At 69.6% G+C, this 18,465-nt stretch carries 19 protein-coding genes and 1 pseudogene; 9 read left to right on the plus strand and 11 right to left on the minus strand.

Features of this window, described 5'->3' with window-relative positions; translation table 11 throughout:
* Positions 1–5: 5 nt before the first annotated feature.
* The 6 genes and pseudogenes from EDM04_RS00785 to EDM04_RS00810 form a co-directional block, all read right to left on the minus strand.
* Positions 6–443: a CBS domain-containing protein gene (locus EDM04_RS00785; RefSeq protein WP_123619282.1), complete on the minus strand. Its 438-nt coding sequence runs from the start codon at positions 441–443 to the stop codon at positions 6–8.
* 736 nt (positions 444–1,179) lie between these two features.
* A complete protein-coding gene (locus EDM04_RS00790) occupies positions 1,180–1,575 on the minus strand; it encodes a hypothetical protein (RefSeq protein ID WP_123619283.1) in 396 nt (131 codons plus the stop codon).
* Between the two features lie 72 nt (positions 1,576–1,647).
* Positions 1,648–1,945, minus strand: a pseudogene (locus EDM04_RS00795) (DUF6516 family protein).
* 132 nt (positions 1,946–2,077) lie between these two features.
* Positions 2,078–2,833 carry an amino acid ABC transporter ATP-binding protein gene (locus EDM04_RS00800; RefSeq protein ID WP_123619284.1) on the minus strand — a complete coding sequence of 252 codons (756 nt, stop codon included), beginning with the start codon at positions 2,831–2,833 and terminating at the stop codon, positions 2,078–2,080.
* Positions 2,830–3,552, minus strand: coding sequence for an ABC transporter permease (locus tag EDM04_RS00805; protein WP_123619285.1), 723 nt, complete (start codon positions 3,550–3,552; stop codon positions 2,830–2,832). Before EDM04_RS00805 ends, EDM04_RS00800 begins: the two co-directional genes overlap by 4 nt.
* Positions 3,549–4,481 (minus strand): substrate-binding domain-containing protein, encoded by a 933-nt coding sequence (locus EDM04_RS00810; RefSeq protein ID WP_123619286.1) that lies wholly within the window; start codon positions 4,479–4,481, stop codon positions 3,549–3,551. Before EDM04_RS00810 ends, EDM04_RS00805 begins: the two co-directional genes overlap by 4 nt.
* 208 nt (positions 4,482–4,689) lie before the next feature.
* Between EDM04_RS00810 and EDM04_RS00815 the strand changes: the two genes are divergently transcribed.
* Positions 4,690–5,490, plus strand: coding sequence for a TOBE domain-containing protein (locus EDM04_RS00815; protein ID WP_123619287.1), 801 nt, complete (start codon positions 4,690–4,692; stop codon positions 5,488–5,490).
* A gap of 64 nt (positions 5,491–5,554) precedes the next feature.
* Entirely contained in the window at positions 5,555–5,800 is a 246-nt protein-coding gene (locus EDM04_RS00820) for a hypothetical protein (RefSeq protein WP_123619288.1), read from the plus strand.
* 102 nt (positions 5,801–5,902) lie between these two features.
* Here EDM04_RS00820 and infB read toward each other — a convergent pair whose 3' ends face one another.
* Entirely contained in the window at positions 5,903–7,696 is a 1,794-nt protein-coding gene (infB, locus tag EDM04_RS00825; RefSeq protein WP_123619289.1) for a translation initiation factor IF-2, read from the minus strand.
* 219 nt (positions 7,697–7,915) lie between these two features.
* On the opposite strand from infB, the gene EDM04_RS00830 reads away from it, so the two are divergent.
* Together EDM04_RS00830 and EDM04_RS00835 are read left to right on the plus strand one after the other, a co-directional pair.
* On the plus strand, positions 7,916–8,161 hold the full coding sequence (locus EDM04_RS00830; protein WP_123619290.1) for a PRC-barrel domain-containing protein: 246 nt from the start codon (positions 7,916–7,918) through the stop codon (positions 8,159–8,161).
* Positions 8,161–8,619, plus strand: coding sequence for an NOB1 family endonuclease (locus tag EDM04_RS00835; RefSeq protein WP_123619291.1), 459 nt, complete (start codon positions 8,161–8,163; stop codon positions 8,617–8,619). Before EDM04_RS00830 ends, EDM04_RS00835 begins: the two co-directional genes overlap by 1 nt.
* A 40-nt stretch (positions 8,620–8,659) precedes the next feature.
* Here the strand turns inward: EDM04_RS00835 and uppS are convergent, their stop codons facing one another.
* The gene (gene uppS, locus EDM04_RS00840; RefSeq protein WP_123619292.1) at positions 8,660–9,670 is read right to left on the minus strand and encodes a polyprenyl diphosphate synthase; all 1,011 of its coding nucleotides are present in this window, start codon (positions 9,668–9,670) and stop codon (positions 8,660–8,662) included.
* Positions 9,671–9,734: 64 nt separating this feature from the next.
* On the opposite strand from uppS, the gene lwrS reads away from it, so the two are divergent.
* From lwrS to EDM04_RS00860, 4 genes are all read left to right on the plus strand, one after another.
* Complete coding sequence (lwrS, locus tag EDM04_RS00845) at positions 9,735–10,100, plus strand: LWR-salt protein (protein WP_123619293.1); 366 nt, start codon at positions 9,735–9,737, stop codon at positions 10,098–10,100.
* Positions 10,101–10,192: 92 nt separating this feature from the next.
* Positions 10,193–10,846 carry an HAD family hydrolase gene (locus tag EDM04_RS00850; protein WP_123619294.1) on the plus strand — a complete coding sequence of 218 codons (654 nt, stop codon included), beginning with the start codon at positions 10,193–10,195 and terminating at the stop codon, positions 10,844–10,846.
* 100 nt (positions 10,847–10,946) lie between these two features.
* Complete coding sequence (locus tag EDM04_RS00855; protein WP_123619295.1) at positions 10,947–11,285, plus strand: PadR family transcriptional regulator; 339 nt, start codon at positions 10,947–10,949, stop codon at positions 11,283–11,285.
* A gap of 25 nt (positions 11,286–11,310) precedes the next feature.
* Complete coding sequence (locus EDM04_RS00860; protein ID WP_123619296.1) at positions 11,311–11,808, plus strand: CopG family ribbon-helix-helix protein; 498 nt, start codon at positions 11,311–11,313, stop codon at positions 11,806–11,808.
* Between the two features lie 19 nt (positions 11,809–11,827).
* Here the strand turns inward: EDM04_RS00860 and EDM04_RS00865 are convergent, their stop codons facing one another.
* Positions 11,828–12,775: a rhomboid family intramembrane serine protease gene (locus EDM04_RS00865; protein ID WP_123619297.1), complete on the minus strand. Its 948-nt coding sequence runs from the start codon at positions 12,773–12,775 to the stop codon at positions 11,828–11,830.
* A 9-nt stretch (positions 12,776–12,784) separates the two neighbouring features.
* Positions 12,785–15,046, minus strand: coding sequence for an AAA family ATPase (locus tag EDM04_RS00870; protein WP_123619298.1), 2,262 nt, complete (start codon positions 15,044–15,046; stop codon positions 12,785–12,787).
* An 83-nt stretch (positions 15,047–15,129) separates the two neighbouring features.
* Between EDM04_RS00870 and endA the strand changes: the two genes are divergently transcribed.
* The gene (gene endA, locus EDM04_RS00875) at positions 15,130–16,317 is read left to right on the plus strand and encodes a tRNA-intron lyase (protein ID WP_123619299.1); all 1,188 of its coding nucleotides are present in this window, start codon (positions 15,130–15,132) and stop codon (positions 16,315–16,317) included.
* A 27-nt stretch (positions 16,318–16,344) separates the two neighbouring features.
* Here endA and EDM04_RS00880 read toward each other — a convergent pair whose 3' ends face one another.
* Positions 16,345–18,183 (minus strand): bacterio-opsin activator domain-containing protein, encoded by a 1,839-nt coding sequence (locus EDM04_RS00880; RefSeq protein WP_123619300.1) that lies wholly within the window; start codon positions 18,181–18,183, stop codon positions 16,345–16,347.
* Positions 18,184–18,465: the final 282 nt, after the last annotated feature.

Here is an 18,465-nt window from a genome sequence, read left to right on the forward strand (position 1 = left end):
GCGGTTCACTCGTCGTCGGTCCCCTCGTTCGACCAGTGGTCCGCGTCGGCTGCGATGTCGCGCACCTCCTGTCTGATTCCGGCGTAGTTGTCGACGACGTTCCCCGCGGTGATGATCCCGACGGGAGTCATTCCCTCGACGACGACGAGCTTCTTCACCCGCTGGGTTCGCATGCGCTCCGTCGCGGCCCGAAGGGTCTTTCTCGAATTGATCGTCGGAAGCCGTCGCATCGCTTTTCGGACCGGGATCGCCGAGAACGGGTCGTCGGTGACGTACCCGGCGTGAAGCACGTCGGCTTCGCTGGTAAGTCCCGCCGGCGACCCCTCGTTCGTGACGACCACGCTGCCGACGCGGTTCCGGAGCATCAGATCGGCAGCGTCTCTGACTGAGGCGCTGACGTCGCAAGTGACGAGTTCGGTCGACATCACCTCCTCTATGAGCATGCACCCCGCTACTCAAGGGGAGCACTTGAGAACGAGGGTCGGTTCAAACCCTCTTCTTCAGACAGATTCTCCCCTGAAACAGCTAGTCGCTGACGAGTGCTTCTTGAGCAATTGCGGGAGTAATTATTGCAGATCGGTGGCGGCGAGAGAGTATTAAAACGACCGAGAGCGACGGCGACGATCGCTTATAAATGACGTGCGGTGGCGCGTGCCTCCGAGCGGCCGACAGGCCGCAAGGAGCACGCGCGAGGGAGCCCGCGGCCGCCTGTGGCGGCCGCGGCGAGGCTGGGGAGGCGTGAGGCGCGGTTGCGGCGTTGTGCGGGTGGGATTCAAAGGGGCAGCCGTGAGGGCGGCGCAGGCGACGCGAGCACCACAACGAGGGAGCAACGCGACCGAGTGAGGAGCGCGGCGAGCGTGCGCCGCCCTCACGGCTGGGGCTTTGCAGGTCTTCACCGCAATACCGTCGACCACTTATAAACAGCCGCCAGCAACACCACTCGATCGCTTATAAACAACCGATCAACCAATGTGCTATACCCACTCCCGTCATCAATCAAGAAGCAGGTTCGTTCTCCCGGGAGATTAAAACAATACGTTGTGAAGTGTTCTTCGACACCACCCGAAACAGTGCTCTCCGCTATTGAGGGGGTCCAACTCCCGTCTCGATCGGCGCGACAGCAATCGTTCGGCCGGGAATCTCGGGACCGCCATCCCAAACGATCGCGTCCGTGGTGGCTCAGGCGTTGGCCTTCCGATCGCGTTTCGGCCGGTCGGTGAGCGGGATGTCGACGTCGATCTCGTCGTACCAGACGACCGGCCGCTTCGCTCGACCGTTCGCTTCGAGTTCGACGAGGCCGTAGTCGGCGAGCTCGTTCACGTTGTCGAGGACCTCCGGCGGGTTCCGATCGACGAGACGCGCCAGTTCGCGGATGCTCTCCGGCTCGTGTTCGACGATCGCCTCCAGCAGTTCGAGGTTGGTCGAGCGGAAGACGCGACCGAACGTTTCGAGGTCGTCGATGGAGAGCGTCGGCTGGCTCGGTTCGACGTCCTCGTCGGCGTCGATCGCTTCCAGACGCTCTTCGAGGTCGTTACGATCAGCGGACGTGATCTGGACGTGGAGTGTTCCGGTCATGAGTCGTGGGGTGTTGGGTGGTCGTCCGAGAGCGATCGCGGGTCCGTGTGTCGGCTCCCGTACTCGGACGGGCTACCAGTCGTCGCGCTTCTCCGGGGGAAGCGCCGCCCGCCAAGCACGGAAGATCTCCGCCAGGCCGGGGTAGTCGATCTCGACGGGCTCCTCCCCGAGGTGGAGTTCGTGGGTGCCGTGGTGGTTGTCGAAACGGATGATGGGGGATTCTGCACCGGCTTCGCCGTAGTAGTAGGCGTACTTGATCCCCTCCTCGAACCGATCCGAAGTCGGGACCGAGAGCACGCGCACCCGCGCAACGGTAACCGTCAGCGTAGGCTTCGATCTCGTCTTCGAGCACGGTGACGTCATCGCTCATCCACACCTCTGTTGACGCCTCCGTCCCAATTAGGTGTTAGGTGAAACCCTAACAATAGTGGAGCGGTAGTTCATCGGCTTACGGAGAATCGAGGAGAAAGCCTCGATTCTCCGTAAAACACGCGATCCGCGCTCAGTACACCAGCTCTCCGGAGATGAACTTCCGGGTGCGCTCGTCTGACGGGTCCTCGAAGATCCGTTCCGTCGGCCCAATTTCCGTGATCCCGCCGTCGAGCAGCACCGCGACGCGGTCCGCGACGCGCTCGGCCTGATGCATGTCGTGCGTCGCCACGACGACGGCGATCCCCCGGCTGCGGGCCTCCTCGATGGCCTCCTCGATGACCGCGGTGTTCCGCGGGTCGAGGTCGGAGGTGGGCTCGTCCAACAGCAGCACGTCCGGGTCGTACGCCAGCGCGCGGGCGAACGACACGCGCTGCGCCTCTCCGCCCGACAGCGAGTCGGCGTGTTGGTTCGCCTTCTCGATCAGCCCGACGACGTCGAGCGACTCGCGGACCGCGTCGGGGGTCTCGGCGAGCCCCAGCGCCGCGGCGATCCGGTCGCTCCACGGGCTTCGGACCCGGAGCCCGTACTCGACGTTGCGCCCCACCGACGCGTCGAAGAGGCTCGCCTCCTGAAAGACCATCCCAACCCGCCGCCGCAGGGCGAGCCGCTCCGACTCCTCGGCGGCCCACGCGTCCGTGCCACCGAGGGCGACGGTCCCCGCGTCGGGTTCGATCGAGAGCGCGAGCGTCCGGAGCAGCGTCGTCTTGCCGACCCCGGAGGGACCGATGACGCCGAGGACCTCCCCTTTGTCCACCTCGACGGAGAGGTCGTCGAACACCCGCTCGCCGCCGAACGACTGCGAGACGCCGGTCGCGCGGAACGTCACCGCGTCACCCCGCTGTCGCCGAAGTGCACGACCACGGCGTTGACGGTCAACACGAGCGCGACGAGGACTGCTCCGAGGATCATCGCCGTCTCGTACTGCCCCTGACGCGCCTCCAGCTGGATGGCGGTGGTCAGCGTCCGGGTCTTCGAGACTCCGTCCGCGCTCGTGATGTTACCGCCCACGATGAGCACCGAGCCGACCTCGCTTATCGCCCGGCCGAAGCCGGCGAGGATCGCGGTCGCGATCCCGTAGCGCGCCTCTTTCAAGACGACGAGCGCCGCGTCGAGGCGCGTGCCGCCGAGCGCGCGCGCCGCGTCGCGGACGCCCTCGTCCACCCCCGAGACCGCCGCGAGGGTGATCGCCGTGATCGGCGGCGTCGCGAGCACGAACTGCGACGCGATCATCGCCTCCCTCGTGAAGACGAGGTTCAGCGATCCGAGCGGCCCCTGATTGGAGACCGCGAAGAGGACGACGAGGCCGACGACCACGCTCGGGAATCCCATCCCCGTGTTGACCACGGACTTCACGAACCCCTTCCCGCGGAACTCGGCGAAGCCGAGCAGGACGGCGACCGGCACGCTGAACAGCGTGCTCAGCGCCACGGCGGTGAGGCTCACGTACAGCGAGACGTAGATGACACTGGAGACGTAGCCGTCTCTGAACGGGAGGTCGAGGAGCGCGGACGCCAGCTCCGGAATCGCCGCGAGGGACACGCTCACTCGTCCGCGGAGTCGCTACTCCAACCTTCCGGAACGTACTGCTGGAAGTCCGGGTCCTCGGAGACGGCCTCCGGGAAGAACAGCTGCTCGCCGTTCACCTCGTAGCCCGAGATCGAGTCCTGCGTCTCGGGGCTCGTGATCCATCCGATGTACGCCATCGCGAGGTCGTAGTTGGCGTTGTCGTGGACCCCGGGATTGACCGCCATGATCCCGTAGGGGTTCGCGAGGATCTCCGGTCCGTCCTCGATCGGACCTTGGACGAGGATCGCGAGGTCGACCTCGGAGCGCTGCGAGATGAACGTCCCGCGGTCCGAGAGCGTGTACGCGCCCTGTTGGCTCGCGTTGTTGAGCGCCTCGCCCATCCCGCTTCCCGTCTCTTGGTACCAGTCGCCGCCGGGTTCGGTGCCGGCCGCCTCCCAGAGGTTGAGCTCCTTGGTGTGCGTCCCGGAGTTGTCCCCGCGTGAGACGAACGCCGCCTCCGCCTCGGCGATCGTCGCGAGCGCTTCGGTCGCCGAGGACATCCCCTGAATCCCCGCCGGGTCGCTCTCGGGGCCGACGATCACGAAGTCGTTGAACATCAGGTCGCGTCGGTTCACGCCGTACCCGTTGCGCAGGAACTCGTCTTCGAGCCCGCGGGCATGGACCATCACCACGTCGGCGTCGCCGTTGCGGGCCGACTCCAGGGCCGCGCCGGTCCCCTGCGCGACCGCGTCGACGCTCACGCCATACATGTCCTCGAAGCCGGTGTGGATCTCGTCGAGCAGCCCGGTGTCGTAGGTGCTGGTCGTCGTCGTGAGCGTGAGCGTCTCCCCGGCCACGGCGGGCCCGTCGTCGTCGTCGCTACCGGCGATGAGTTGCGTACAACCCGCGGTGCTCGCGACCGCGCCCGCGCCGAGCGCGGCCAGGAATCCCCGTCGATGTATCGTCATAGATACACCGAAGGGATGGCCTCGGATATAGCTTCTGCCGAGACTGTGCCGGGAACCGGTTACTCGTGGACAGGTACGGCCCCGGAATTTCTCAACCGAACCCGAAACCGGTTACGCCCGAGCGACGGAGCCACAGAGACCGGAACCGATTGCCGTCGGGCGGCGACCGGAGGGAAAACGCCAACACCTCCGGGGTCGACACGCGGGTATGGACGAGTCGTCGGAACGCGACGGAAACGGCGGCGAAAGCGTCGAGTCGGGCGGCGCCGCGGGCCGTGGCCGGGCCGCGCTCATCGAGGACGGCGTCGAGTTCGACGGCCGCGACGCCGCGCTCCTCCGGGCGGTCCACGAGGCGGGGTCGGTCGCGGGCGCGGCCGCGGAGCTGGGTCGGTCCCGCGCCCGCGCGCTCGCGAGGATCGAGGCGTTAGAGGAGGCGTTCGGCACCCTCGTCGAGCGTCGGCGCGGCGGCTCCGGCGGCGGCGGGAGTCGGCTCTCGGCGGGCGGCCGCGACCTCCTCGACCGGTACGACCGCCTGCAGGCCGTGCTGGCCGCGACCGCGAGCGTCCCGGAGACGGTGCTCGACGGGACGGTCGCGAGCGTCGACGGCGAGCTGGCCGACGTCGACACCGCGGTCGGCACGGTGCGCGGGCTCCGCGGCGGGGTGGATGAGCACGGCGACGCCGGCGACGGCCGCGAGGGGGTGGCCGTCGGCGACGCGGTGCAGGTCCGGATCGGCGCCGACGCGGTGACGATTTATAAGGACACCGCGGAGGTGGACCCGGACGCGACGAGCGCCCGGAACCGGCTGCGCGGTATGGTCGCCGGCGTCGAGGCGGGCGAGACGGTGTCGACGGTTCGGGTGGCGGTGGACGGGGTGGAGTTCCGGGTGCTGATCACGGCCGAGAGCGCGGCGCGCTTGGCCCTCGACGCGGGCGACGAGGTGGCGATCCGGTGGAAAGCGACCGCGACGCGGGTCGTCAGGGGGTCGACGACGCCGGGACGCGAGTAGCCGAATGGGGCGATTTGGTTTATGTAGGGCGAACTAACTTAACAGCGGAGAGAAATTATGACTCGTGACTGAATCATCCAAAGCGGTAACGAACGATACCGTGGCCGGGATCGACACGGGCAGCCTCGGACCCGCAGCACTGGCGTCCCTCGGCTCCGTCGGCCTCGCGCTGTACTTCTACTACGTGCGCGGGGACAAGCAACGCGGGCAGTTCGTCGGGCTGTGGCCGAGCACCATCCTCGCGCTCGCCACCTACCTGCGACTCGAGCAGATCAAGCAGACGCTCGACGAGCACGCCGACGACGACTGAGATCGAGGTAGACTGCGGCGCTTTTTCGCCCGAGAACGACGGTAGTCACCAGCCCGTGGCGGAGTCACCGATGCCGCCGGCATCGGTTGCCGGCGCTTCGGCTCACTTCCCCCAGAAGGGGTCCCGCTTCCGCTTGGTCTCTAAGTACGCCGACAGCGCCTCGCGCTCGTCGGCCGTGATCTCCTCTTTCAGCTCCTGTTCGAGGATCTTCGCGTGCTTCTCGGGGACCTCCGTCCAGAGGGTGTCGCCCTCCTCGATGTCGCGGCCGACGGTGGGGCCGTCGATGGCGATGCTCACGCGCTCGCCGGCGCGCGCCTCGTCGACGTCGTCGCCCTGCTTTTGAATCCCGGAGAGCTGGCCGGCGCGCTGGAACTCGTTGCCCTCGAAGTACCCGACGTTGCGGTTGTTCTGGACCGTGCCGGAGATGACCTCGACGCCGACGACCGCGGGGTCGTTCTGGCGGAAGGTGTGGTCGGGGAGGATGCGGAAGCGCGCGGGGCGGACGACCTTGTCCAGCACCGTCTCCTGCTGGGCGCGCTGCTTCTCCTCGACGTACGTCTCGTAGTCTTCGATCAGCTGGTAGATCACGTCGTTCGTGAACAGCTTGATGTCCGCGTTCTCCAGTTCCGTCTCGGCGTTCGCGAGGAGATCGACGTTGAACCCGAGGATCGACTTGTGCTCGTCCTGGTTCGCGGTCTCTGCCACGGCGATGTCGCGCGGCGCGATGTCGCCGACCTCCGCGCGCAGGATCGGGACCTCGGCCTCGCGGAGCGCGTTCGCCATCGCCTCTAAGGAGCCGAGCGTGTCGGCCTTGACGACGACGCCGTCCTCGGCGGTGTCCACCTCGATCTCCGCGAGCTCGGCTTTCACCTCCTCGACGACCTCCTCGACCGGGCGGTCGCGGACGACCCGCACCGGCGCGCCCGCCATCGCGCGATCGAGGTCGGGCGCGGCGATCTTCACGCCGGCGGCGGCGCCGACCTCGCCCACCTTCTCGAACTTCTTCTCCGTCCGGATCTCCTCGAGCGGTCGCGGCTGGAGCAGCGCCCGGATCTCGGTGACGATCGGCTCCTCCTGCCCGCCGACGACGATCTGGTCGCCGTTGCGGACCACGCCGTCGTACACGACCGTGTCGATGGTGGCGCCGAAGCCGCGCTCGTCTTTGACCTCCAGCACCGTCCCCTCGCCCGGACCCTGCACGTCGATCGCCATCTCCTCTTTCATGAACCGCTGGGAGAGGCCCATCAGGACGGTGAGCAGGTCGGGAACGCCCTCGCCCGTGATCGCCGAGAGGGGGGCGACGCCGATGTTCTTCTGGAAGTCCTGCACGCGCCAGTAGAGGTCCGCGGAGAAGCCGGCGTCGGAGAGCTGGCCGATGATCTCGTAGAGGTTCTCGTTGAGCATCGACTCGGCGCGCTCCGACTGCGCCTCCAGGCTCTTCTGGATCGGCTGGCCGTCCTGCGGGTTCCATCCCGGCGTCGTGTCCACCTTGTTGGCGGCGACGACGAAGGGGGTACCGGTGCGTCTGAGGATGTCGATCGCCTCCTCCGTCTGCGGCTGGAAGCCGTCGTTCACGTCGACGACGAGCACCGCGATGTCGGCGAGCGCGCCGCCGCGGGCGCGCAGCGTCGAGAAGGAGTGGTGGCCCGGCGTGTCGATGAAGAGGAGCCCGGGCAGGTCGAAGTCGGTCGGGTCGATGAGCTCGCCCGCCATCCCGGAGATGGTGTCGAGCGGGATGTCGGTCGCCCCGATGTGTTGGGTGATCGCGCCGGCTTCGCCCTCGCTGACGGCGGAGCCGCGGATCGTGTCGAGCAGGCTGGTCTTGCCGTGATCGACGTGGCCCAGCACGGCGACGATCGGCGTCCGAAGGGTGTCCGCGTTTGTGTGGTCGGTCATCAGTGATCGCCCCGAAAAGGTCGGTTGTCTACCGTTCCGCCCGGGCGTCAGTTAAGCCTTTCAAAATGCGTGCGTCTCGCGGGCGTCCGTTTCGGGGGGACAGAGGCGCCCGAGACCGTGACGTCTCGCCGCGCTGACCGGCCTCGTCACGCTCAGACTCGTCTGTCACCCGTCCGACGGCCCGTGGAGTTTAAGACCGTTGCCCCGGACGGTGCGAACATGGTCGACATCCTCGCGGAGAACCTCTCCGGGAAGGCGGTGATGAGCGCGGACGGAACGGAGCTCGGGGACCTGTACAACATCACGATGGACCTCAAGTCGGGCGAGCTCTCCGACCTGCTGGTGAGCCCCCACGAGCACCTCAGCACGGAGCGCTCGGGCTTCGACGTCGACGAGATGGGCCGTCTGAAAGTGCCGGTTGCGAACGTGCAGGCGGTGAAAGACTACATCGTCGTCGCCCGCTGATGGAAGTCCTCGACACCTCGGCGTTCATCCACGAGTACACCACTGACGACGACGCGGTCTCGGTGCCCGAAGTCCACGAGGAGCTCACCGGTGAGGGGGCGCTCCGGTTCGACGCGATGGAGGGCTCCGGCATGACGATCCACGTCCCGGCCCCGGAGGTCCTCGACAACGTCCGGCGCGCCGCGCGCGGCTCCGGCGACGCCGCGGAGCTGTCCGACACCGACACCCGGCTGATCGCGACCGCGCTCGAACTCAGCGCGACGCTCGTCACCGACGATTACGCCATGCAGAACGTCGCCGAGCGGCTCGACATCGCCGTGGAAGCCATCGCGCGCGACGGAATCACCGAAGAGCGAGAGTGGCGGTTCCAGTGCGTCGGCTGTAACCGCACCTTCGAGGAGAACAAGGAGCGGTGCCCGATCTGCGGGAGCGACCTGACGCGGAAGAACCCGGCGTAGCGCGGAACTTCGCTTTTCTCTCCCCTTCGATTTCGAACCCTCAGTCCGCCGACTCCGGCTCCGCGTCGCGGTCGGCGGACGAGGGCTGGAGGTCGCTCCCCGCGGATGATTCCTGTGAGGGCCCGCTCTCGTCCGCGTCGGCGTCGTCGCCCGGAAGCGCGGTGGTGAGCGCGTCGGCGTCGATCGGGAGCCGGTCGCGGAGCCGCCGCGCGACCGCGTGCGCCTCCGCGATCTCGACCTCGGCGACCGCCCGGACGAGCGCGACCGCGCGCTCCGCGCGGGCCCGCCGCCACGACTCCTCGCGCGACTGGTACGTGCGGATGGCCCGGAGGAACTCCGCCTGCGAGAACTCCGGCCAGTACGGGGCACAGAAGTAGACGGCCGCCTCGTTTCCGTTCGCGTGCCACGGCAGGAAGTTCGAGGTGCGCTCGTCGCCGCCGGTCCGGACGATGAGGTCGACGTCGCGGACCGGTCGGTCGTACAGCCGGTCCTCGACGGTCTCGACGTCGACGTCGTCGGGGGCGAGGTCGCCGGCGTCGACGTCGCGCGCGATCGCCGACGCCGCGTCGAGCAGCTCCGTCCGGCCGCCGTACGCCAGCGCGACGTTCAGCGTGAACCGGTCGTTGTCCGCGGTGCGGCGCTCCGCGTAGGTCACCGCGTCGCGCACGCGCTCGGGGAGGCGCTCGACGTCCCCGATCGCGCGGACGCGGACCCCCTGCTCGTGGACGCGGTCGGCGTCGGCGAAGTCCCGGAGCTTGTCCTCCAAGAGATCGAACAGCGGCTCTAACTCCTCGTCCGGGCGATCGAAGTTCTCGGTCGAGAAGGCGTACAGCGTCAGCTCCGCGACGCCTAAGTCCGCGCACCAGTCGAGCACGCGCTCGGTGGTGGCGGCGCCGGCGCGGTGGCCGTCGGGCGCGTCGTCGCCGCGCTCGCGGGCGTACCGCCGGTTTCCGTCCTGAATGATCGCGACGTGCGCCGGTACGTCCTCGATCTCCCGGCGGAGGTGCCGGCGGTACGCGCGCTCGGTGAGGTCGCGGAGGCGGTCCAACATATGTGCCAACTGACTCGACCGAGGGATATGTACTTTTACCCTCAGGCCGCGCAGATCGCGGCCGATGGACGCCGCCTACGTCTTCGCCGTCGCGTTCCGGCTCGATCCGGACGAGGCGACGGTCGACCCCGACCGGTTCGAGACGACGCTGGAGATCCCCGCGAGCGAGCCCGACGCCGAGGGGTGGCTGTTCTTCCGCGACCGCCTCTGGCGCGGCGAGATCGGCGACGACCCCTCGTTCCGGGAGCTCGCGAGCGACCGCCTCGGCGCCGAGGTCGTCGCCGCCGACTTCCGCGAGCTCCGGACCGACCGCGAGTACCTCGACGCGCTGCAGTCGGCGATCGCCGCGGACCTCGACCGGTTCAACGCCGACTCGGTCGACGAGGCCCTCCACAAGTACCTGGGGTCGTCGGTCCACGTGCGGGAGTGAGTTCGGCGCGGGACGCGGCGGTCCGCGCGCAACGGTGCCGACCCCCGAGACCCCACAACGCACTTATCGCCCGCCCGCCTACGGGCGCCCCCATGGCCGTCGCCGACTACGACTTCCACCTGTTCGACCTCGACGGGACGCTCGTCGACGCCGAGTGGTCGTACACCCGGAACGTCTTCGACCGCGTTGGTGACCGGCTCGGCCGCCCCTTCTCGGACCGGGAGGCGTACGTCCTCTGGCACGGGCTCGGCGGCGCCCGCGGCGGCACCCTCCGCGAACTCGGGGTCGACCCCGACGCGTTCTGGCCGGCGTTCCACGCCGAGGAGGACCCCCTCGCTCGCGCGGAGGCGACGTACCTCCACGACGACGCCGCCCGGCTGCTCGACAGCGTCGACGAGGCCGGCGGGCCGACCGGGCTGGTCACGCACTGCCAGCGGTTCCTCGCCGAGCCCGTCCTCGACCGGCTCGACATCGGCGACCGGTTCGACGCGGTCGTCTGCTGTACAGACGAGACGGGCTGGAAGCCCGACCCCGACCCCATCGAGCTGGCGATGACGGACCTCGGCGTCGACCCCGGAACCGACCGCGGCTACTACGCCGGCGACGGCGAGAGCGACGTGGGCGCCGCGTGGAACGCGGGCCTCGACGCGGTCCACGTCGAGCGCGTCGGCCACGAGGACCGCGGGCGGTGCGTGCTCGGCGACCGACGCGTCAGCCGGCTCGACGAGCTGCTCGCGTCGGCGTGAGGGGACCGCGATCGACCGCGACCCCGGATCCGGGTTTCCGATCGCGGCCCCCCTCGCTCGCGACCGAAACGGTCGTGAGGCGCCGGGCGAAACCGGGCGTATGACGAAGTGGCTCCACAGCGGCCGCCGCCGCGACCTGTGCGCGCTGCTGTACGAGGCCGGCGAGCTGCGGGCGCAGTCGCTGAAGAGTCGGCTCGAATCGCACTACGACGAGCGGATCGACCCCCGTTCGTTTTACGCCACGCTGAGATCCCTCGTGGAGTCGGGGCACCTCGACCGGCGGACCGAGGGGCTCGCCGACGTGTACGCGCTCACCGACGCCGGCGAGGACGCGCTCTTCGATCACTACGACTGGCTCTCGGAGCGGGTCGGGGTCGGGCCCTCGGAGGACCCGTCGAGCGACGACGCCGAGGTCGGCGGCCCCGACCTCAAGGATTAACAAGATCGGCGCGTTCGATTAATACATGACAGTCGTCAGCGTCTCGATGCCGGAGGAGCTGTTGGAGCGGATCGACGGGTTCGCCGACGAACACGGCTACACCGGGCGCAGCGAAGTCGTCCGGGAGGCCTCCCGGAACCTCCTCGGCGAGTTCGAGGACGCGAAGCTGGAGGACCGCGACCTGATGGCGGTGGTGACCGTGCTCTTCGACTACGAGACCACGAGCGTCGAGGAGCGGATGATGCGGCTCCGCCACGAGCACGAGGGGCTCGTCGCCTCCAACTTCCACAGCCACGTCGGCTCGCGGTACTGCATGGAGCTGTTCGTGCTCGAGGGACGCTTGGAGGACATCTCGGCGTTCGTCGGGAAGATCCGCGCGACGAAGGACACCCTCACGGTCGACTACAGCGTGACGCCGGTCGACGAGTTCGGCGCCGAGGACGGGGTCGCGGCCGCAGAGGGGAACGGTCACGGAGACGGGCACAGCCACGCCCACGACGGCGGACACGGCCGCGACGACTGATCGGGATCGCCGCCGCCTCTCACTTTCGATCGCCGCCGCGACCCGCCTCGACGTCCGCGAGCACCCCGACGAACGGGACCGCGAACCCGACGACGTAGCCGGCGAGGTGCGCGAAGACGTTGCTGCCGAACGGAACGAGCACCAGCGACCCGATCACGCCGGCGGCCGCGACGCTCGCGCCGGTGACGTACAGCAGTTCGCGCTCCGGGGGCAGATCGAGCCCCGCCACCCGCGGGCGGCCGACCGCGGCGTACAGCCCGGCCGCGGCGAGGACCGCTCCGACCGCGAACAGCGACCCCACGGCCGGCAGCGGCGGGAAGTAGCCGGCGCCGCTCGGCGCGAGGTACGCGACCGCGAGCGACGCGAAGACGGCGACGACCGACCAGCGCGGGTCGACGCCGGCGGGGCCCTCGCTTCGGATCCGGCGGCAGCCCTCCGAGCGGTCGCTCTCCGCCGCGAGCGCGGCGAACCAGACGGCGACGAGGTAGCCGAGGAGCGCGCTGTTCACGTCCGAGAAGCCGGCCGTGGGGGCGTCGGTCACCCCGCCGAGCGCGACGACGGTCGCCCACGCGGAGACGAGCGGGACGACCGCGAGGGAGACCGCGACCGACCCGAGGAGTCGCCGGCGCCAGCCGGCGACGACCGAGAGGGGGTACGCGACCGCGACGAGCAGCCAGTAGTTGACGACGTTGTCGGCGAGGTGCGCCGGGTCCGCGTGGACGAAGCTCGACGCGAACGCGGTCCACAGCGCCCAGCGGCTCTCGAAGACGCCCTCGGCCGCCAGCGAGAACCGCCACTCCTCGACGCCGGGGAGCAGGCTCACTCCGACGAGCAGCGCCGGCAGCGGCAGGGAGACGAGCGCCAGCTCCGCCGCCGGCCGGGACCGGACCGCGGCGAGGACTGCACCCAGCAGGCCGCGGAGGGTAGGGGGATCCGAATTCGGGGAATCGCCGCCGTCTCCCGGCATTCGGTCCTCCTACGGCGTCGCCGGGCGGACGCTCTCCAGCGCCGCGGCGAAGTCGTCGGCGGTGATTCCGATCTCGTCGGCGTGGTCGTTGGCCGCCTCGCCGTGCTCGTCGGCGACCCGCTCGATGGCGATCAGGGCGGCCTCCCGGCACAGCGACGCGATCTCCGCGCCGGAGTACCCCTCGGTCTCGTCGGCGAGGTGCTCCAGGTCGACGCCCTCGACGAGGGGTTTCGAGCGGGTGTGGACGTCGAGGATCTTCCGACGCGCCTCCCGGTCGGGCTCGGGGACCTCGACGTGGGTCTCCAATCGTCCGGGGCGGAGGAGCGCCGGGTCGAGCGCCTTCCGGCGGTTCGTCGCCGCGAGCACGACGAGGTTCGGGTTGTCGCCGGCGCGGTCCAGCTCGGTCAGGAGCTGCGAGACGACGCGCTCGCCGACGCCGGAGCCGTCGCCGCCCGCGCCGTCGCGGTCGGCCGCGATCGCGTCGATCTCGTCGAAGAAGACGATCGCGGGCGCCGCCTGCCGGGCGCGGTCGAACAGCTCCCGGACCGCCTTCTCGGACTCCCCGACGTACCGGTCGAGCAGCTCCGGCCCCGCGACTTGGATGAAGTTCACGCCGCTCTCGCCCGCGATCGCCCGCGCGAGGAGGGTCTTCCCGGTGCCGGGCGGTCCGTGGAGCAGGACCCCCGTCGGCGGGTCGGCGTCGGCGGCCTCGAAGAGCGGGCCGTACGTCAGCGGCCACGTCACCGCGCGCTCCAGCTTCTCCTTGGCCCCTGTCAGCCCGCCCACGTCCGAGAAGTCGGTGGTCGGCTGCTCGGCGACGTACTCGCGCATCGCGCTCGGCTCGACGCTCGCGTGGGCCGCCTCGAAGTCGGCCTTCCCGACGGTCACGTCGTCGAGCGCTTCGGCGTCCGACTCGCGGGCGCGCCGCAGCGCGGTCATCGCCGCCTCCTGCGTGAGCCCCTCGATGTCGGCGCCGACGAACCCGTGGGTTCGGGCCGCGATCCGGTCGAGGTCAACGTCGTCGGCGAGGGGCATCCGGCGCGTGTGCACGTCGAGGATCTGCCGGCGGCCGGCCTCGCCGGGGACGCCGATCTCGATCTCGCGGTCGAACCGGCCGCCCCGCCGGAGCGCGGGATCGAGGGTGTCGACGCGGTTGGTCGCGCCGATGACGATCACGTCGCCGCGGGCGTCGAGCCCGTCCATCAGCGAGAGCAGCTGCCCGACGACGCGGTTCTCCACGTCGCCGCCGTCGTCCCTCTTTCCCGCGATCGAGTCGATCTCGTCGAAGAAGACGATCGCGGGCGCCTCCTCGCTCGCGCGGTCGAACACGTCCCGCAGGCGCTCCTCCGACTCGCCCTTGTACTTGGACATGATCTCCGGGCCGTCGACGGTGATGAACGTCGCGTCGACCTCGTTGGCGACGGCGCGGGCGATCAGCGTCTTCCCGGTGCCCGGCGGCCCGTGGAGCAGGACGCCCTTCGGCGGGTCGATCCCGAGCCGGGTGAACACGCCGGGCTCCGAGAGCGGGAGCTCGATCGTCTCGCGGACTAACTCCAGCTCCTCGTCGAGCCCACCGATGTCCTCGTAGGTCGCGCCCGCGGTGTGCTCCGCCGGGGGTTCGGCGGCGCCGCCGGCGGGTCGGGCGTCCGTTCCGGAGGTGTCGGTTCCAGTGGACCGGTCGGTCGAGGGGTCACTCCTCGTCGGAGATTCGGAGGTCGATCGACGATCCCGCCCGGCGCTCGTGTCGGAGCGCGACCCGGTCCCGTCCCCGTATCTCACCGACACGTCGGTCCGGTTCGTGACGCGCACCGTGCCCGTCGGGTCGGTCTCGGCGACGACGAACCGGATCCCGCCGAGCCGCTCGACGTGGACGGCTTCCCCCTCGGTGACGGGGCGGTCGCGGAGGTCGCGGGCGAGCGCGCGCTCGACCACCTCGCGGCTCACGTCGACGTCGGCGAGCTCCGCGGGCGCGCCGAGCACGACGCGGTCTGCGTCCTCGACGTCGACGGCGGCGACAGTGACGGTGTCGCCGACCTTCACGCCGGCGTTCGCGCGGGTGTCGGCGTCGATGAGGACGGACCCCTCTCGGGCGTCCGCGCCGCCGGGCCACACCTTCGCGACCGCGGTGCGCTCGCCGCGGATCTCGACGGTGTCGCCGCTGAGGAGGCCGAGTCGCTTCCGGGAGGGTTCGGGGAGGCGGGCGATGCCCCGGCCCGCGTCCCGCTTCTCGGCGGCACGCACCGTAAGCCGGAGGCCGGCGGTGTCGTTCATACGCTCCGTTCCCGCCACTGACCCTTTATCCTTGCCCGCCGCCGACCGCAACCCCCTTACCCCGCCCGAACCCGTCGTTCGGTATGCAACCGACAGGGCACCTGCGCGGCGACGCGGTCCGCGTCGCCGGCGACGCCCGCCAGCGGTTCCACGACTCCGGCGGCTACGGTCGCCCGCTCGGCGGCGACGAGATCGCGCTCTCGCGGGTCGAGGCCGCCCACCTGCTGTTCCGCGGCGACCTCTCGGGAGTCACGATCGGTGAGGACGACGGCACCGGCGAGGTCGGCTTCGAGCGCTTCTTCGTCGAGAGCGCGGCCGCGGCCGATCGGTTCGCCGTGCGCTACCTCGTCTACGCCGACCTGCGCGACCGCGGCTTCTACCTCTCGCCCGCTCGCGATCCGTGGCCCGGCGGCGACGTCGACGCGCCCGACGCGGTCGACTTCGTCGCCTACGAGCGCGGCTCGACGCCGGACACGGGGAACGTGAAGTATCCCGTACAGGTCGTCGGCGAGCGCGAGTCGCTGCCGGCGGCCGGGCTCGCCGGGCGCACTCTCGCGGTCGTCGACGAGGAGTCCGACATCACGTACTTCGCGGCGACGAGCAGGGAGATCGCGGGCGCGACCGACTACGAGCCCCCCGACCGGCTGACGGGCGTCCTCCTCGCCGACCGCGTCGTCGTCTGGGACGCCCCCGAGGGGCTCTACGAGCGCGGCTTCTACGGCCAGCCGCTCACCGGCCGCGCCGCCGCGGTCGAGGGCGCGGTCCAGCTCTCCCTCGTCGAGGCGGCGTCGCTCGCGGCCGACGGCGTGCTGTCGCTGTCGGCGTCGGTGGACGCGGCGGGCGAGGCAACCGGCTCCTCCAGCGACGGGGCCGCGGAGACGGACGCCCCCGCCGCCGCGGTCGTCGCCCGCGGCCGCGACGTGGAGGGCGAGCGCTTCGACCGTCGGCTCGCCGCTTATAAGCGCCTCCGCGACGCCGACGCCGTCCCGAAGACCGGGTTCAAGTTCGGCGCGGACTTCCGGACCTACCTCGACGTGGAGACGGTCGAGGACCTGCCGCACTCCGAACACCTCGTGCGTGTCGTCGAGGCCGACCATCGGTTCTCGCCGCGCGAGCTGTCGCTCGACGTGCGGCTCGCGGGCGGCGTCCGCAAGGAGATGGTGTTCGCGCTGACGGCGGTGGGCGGTGACGGGCGCGACGACGCCGACGGACACGACGCGGTCCGCGACGCCGCCGTGGAGTGGCTCTCCGTCGGCCGATTGACGCCGTAGCCGAGTGAAACCCCTCCCGCGAACCGTTCACGACACCGTCACGGTGTCGTCGAACAGCGCGGAGAACAGCTTGTTCTCGGCCGCACGGAGGTGCTGTGTGAACGTCGTTTGCGAGATGTCCATCATCGACGCCACCTCCTCGCCGGTGTGTTCGCGGGGCCACTCGAAGAACCCGGCGAAGTGCGCGGTACGCGCCGCTTCGCGCTGTCGGTCCGTTAACGCTCCCGACAGCTGCTTCCGGAACCCGGCCTCGGTCTGTACGTCTCGCTCGCGCTCGCGCTGCGCGACGAGCGTCAGTCCGTCGTACGCCGTCTGAAGGGCGTCGACGACGGTCCGGATGTCGTTCGAGCTGGCGACGTGTGCGACCAGCGTCCCACTCGTACCGGTGACCGAGAGGGATTCGATGCCCGCCCCGTACTGCGCCAGCGTCGCGACGATCGACCGCTCGTCGATCGAGAACCGGAACAGGGAACGTGCCTCGTGGGTGTAGACGTGCTGTGCCGCGTCGACGTGGTCGGCCTCGGCGGCGTACTCGGAGACGGCTTCCGGCTCGGCGTCCGCGACGGTGACGTACTGGACGCGATCGCTGTCGCCGCCGCCGACGTGCTCGACGGCGACCGTGCAGTCGAGTCGCGCCGCCATATTCGCCAACGGCTCGTCGATCCCCGTCAGCTGGAACTCCAGTTCGGTGACGCTGTCCGCGGCGAGCGTCTGCTTGCTCTCGACGGCGCTGATCGCGTCCGCGACGGTGCGACCCAGTTCGGCGAAGATATCGCGCTCGATCAGGTCGAATGCGTCGGCGTTACGGGTCATTACGACGAGAACGCCGTACTCCGCGCCGCGGTACGCGAGCGGCACCACGACGCAGTGCGCCTCGCCGGGCGTCTCGGCGAGGTCGTCGTCGATCTCGGTGAACACCGGACGAGAGTCGTCGAGCGCCGCTTCGATCGGCGTCGGATCGGTCGCACACAACGTCTCGATATGGCCGTCGAGCGAGTCGATGTCGGTCCCCGCACACGAGCGCGGGCTGACCGTGCCGTCGACGAGCCCGCGTCCACCGGTCCAAGCCACGTCGAAGAGGTCGGAGGAAGCGAACTGCTCGCACACCTCCGACTCGATCTCCTCTCGCGTCGACGCGGCGACGAGCTCCCGATTGACGTCGCGGAGTACCTCGTTCGTGTTGTTCAGGAGGGCCAGTCGCTCGTTCTGATCTTCGATGCGCAGCTCGCGCTCCTTCCGTTCGGTGACGTCGCGCTCGATCGCCACGTAGCGTTCCACGTCCCCGTCTTCGGTAATCGGCGCGATCGTCGCGTCGATCCAGCAGAGCTCTCCCGACTTCCGGCGGTTCGTCAGCTCTCCCTCCCAGACAGACCCGGACGCTATCCGTTCCCAGAGCTCCTCGTAGAACTCCTCGTCGTGTTTCCCCGACTGCCAGAGTCGCGGATTCTCTCCGACCACCTCGTCCGGCTCGTATCCCGTGACCGTCTCGACGGCCGGGTTCGCGTACTCGATGGTGCCGTCAGGGTCGGTGAGGAAGATCGCGTGCCCGGCGTGTTCGATGGCTTTCCGATAGCCACGGAGCCGCTCGTTCGCCGTCTGCAATTGCGTTTTGACGGCGTCCTCCTCGTCGACGTACTCGGAGAGGTAATACACCGTCAACAGGGTGAGCGCGCTCACGAGGAGCCCGGGAAGCTCCTCGATCCCGGTGGTCGCCGTCCGCACGGTGAGCAGCTGCCGAAGCGTCATGAAGGTCAGAAGCAGCGTCAGGAAGCCGAACCGCCGATCGCGAGTGCTCACAAGCAGCAGGATCGAGTAGCCGACGCCGAGCAGCCGCAGCCCGATCGAGAGGGCGATGATCCAGTTCATACGACCACTCTCCTCCCCAGGCGGACCGGCGTCGGTGGCCCGCCGACCGTTTGTCCGTCTCGGCGCGACCCGTTCATAGCCGAGAGGAGTCCGTTCTCGTTGATAATGTCGGCGGTCGCTGGCGCGCAGTGCGGAACGGACCGATCCGGGGGAGTTATCCCCCGATCCAAACAGTATTGGTACGCGCAATATGGGGTGTCTCCCCGGGGAGCCCCCGGGTCAAACTGTATTGGTATCACCCTTTCCACCGGACTCCGCGTACATCCACGTGTATGACCTCCA

It is taken from the genome of Halorubrum sp. CSM-61 (genome assembly GCF_003781945.1).
In the GTDB taxonomy this organism is placed as follows: domain Archaea; phylum Halobacteriota; class Halobacteria; order Halobacteriales; family Haloferacaceae; genus Halorubrum.

Bases quoted from the DNA above. Each gene is read 5' to 3' on its own strand.
- uppS (WP_123619292.1), bottom strand. From the start codon at position 9,670: ATGTTGGACCGCCTCCGCGACCTCACCGAGCGCGCGTACCGCCGGCAC.
- EDM04_RS00790 (WP_123619283.1), bottom strand. From the start codon at position 1,575: ATGACCGGAACACTCCACGTCCAGATCACGTCCGCTGATCGTAACGAC.
- EDM04_RS00880 (WP_123619300.1), bottom strand. From the start codon at position 18,183: ATGAACTGGATCATCGCCCTCTCGATCGGGCTGCGGCTGCTCGGCGTC.
- lwrS (WP_123619293.1), top strand. From the start codon at position 9,735: ATGGACGCCGCCTACGTCTTCGCCGTCGCGTTCCGGCTCGATCCGGAC.
- EDM04_RS00835 (WP_123619291.1), top strand. From the start codon at position 8,161: ATGGAAGTCCTCGACACCTCGGCGTTCATCCACGAGTACACCACTGAC.
- EDM04_RS00815 (WP_123619287.1), top strand. From the start codon at position 4,690: ATGGACGAGTCGTCGGAACGCGACGGAAACGGCGGCGAAAGCGTCGAG.
- EDM04_RS00830 (WP_123619290.1), top strand. From the start codon at position 7,916: ATGGTCGACATCCTCGCGGAGAACCTCTCCGGGAAGGCGGTGATGAGC.
- EDM04_RS00850 (WP_123619294.1), top strand. From the start codon at position 10,193: ATGGCCGTCGCCGACTACGACTTCCACCTGTTCGACCTCGACGGGACG.
- EDM04_RS00870 (WP_123619298.1), bottom strand. From the start codon at position 15,046: ATGAACGACACCGCCGGCCTCCGGCTTACGGTGCGTGCCGCCGAGAAG.
- endA (WP_123619299.1), top strand. From the start codon at position 15,130: ATGCAACCGACAGGGCACCTGCGCGGCGACGCGGTCCGCGTCGCCGGC.
- infB (WP_123619289.1), bottom strand. From the start codon at position 7,696: ATGACCGACCACACAAACGCGGACACCCTTCGGACGCCGATCGTCGCC.
- EDM04_RS00865 (WP_123619297.1), bottom strand. From the start codon at position 12,775: ATGCCGGGAGACGGCGGCGATTCCCCGAATTCGGATCCCCCTACCCTC.
- EDM04_RS00860 (WP_123619296.1), top strand. From the start codon at position 11,311: ATGACAGTCGTCAGCGTCTCGATGCCGGAGGAGCTGTTGGAGCGGATC.
- EDM04_RS00810 (WP_123619286.1), bottom strand. From the start codon at position 4,481: ATGACGATACATCGACGGGGATTCCTGGCCGCGCTCGGCGCGGGCGCG.
- EDM04_RS00855 (WP_123619295.1), top strand. From the start codon at position 10,947: ATGACGAAGTGGCTCCACAGCGGCCGCCGCCGCGACCTGTGCGCGCTG.
- EDM04_RS00785 (WP_123619282.1), bottom strand. From the start codon at position 443: ATGCTCATAGAGGAGGTGATGTCGACCGAACTCGTCACTTGCGACGTC.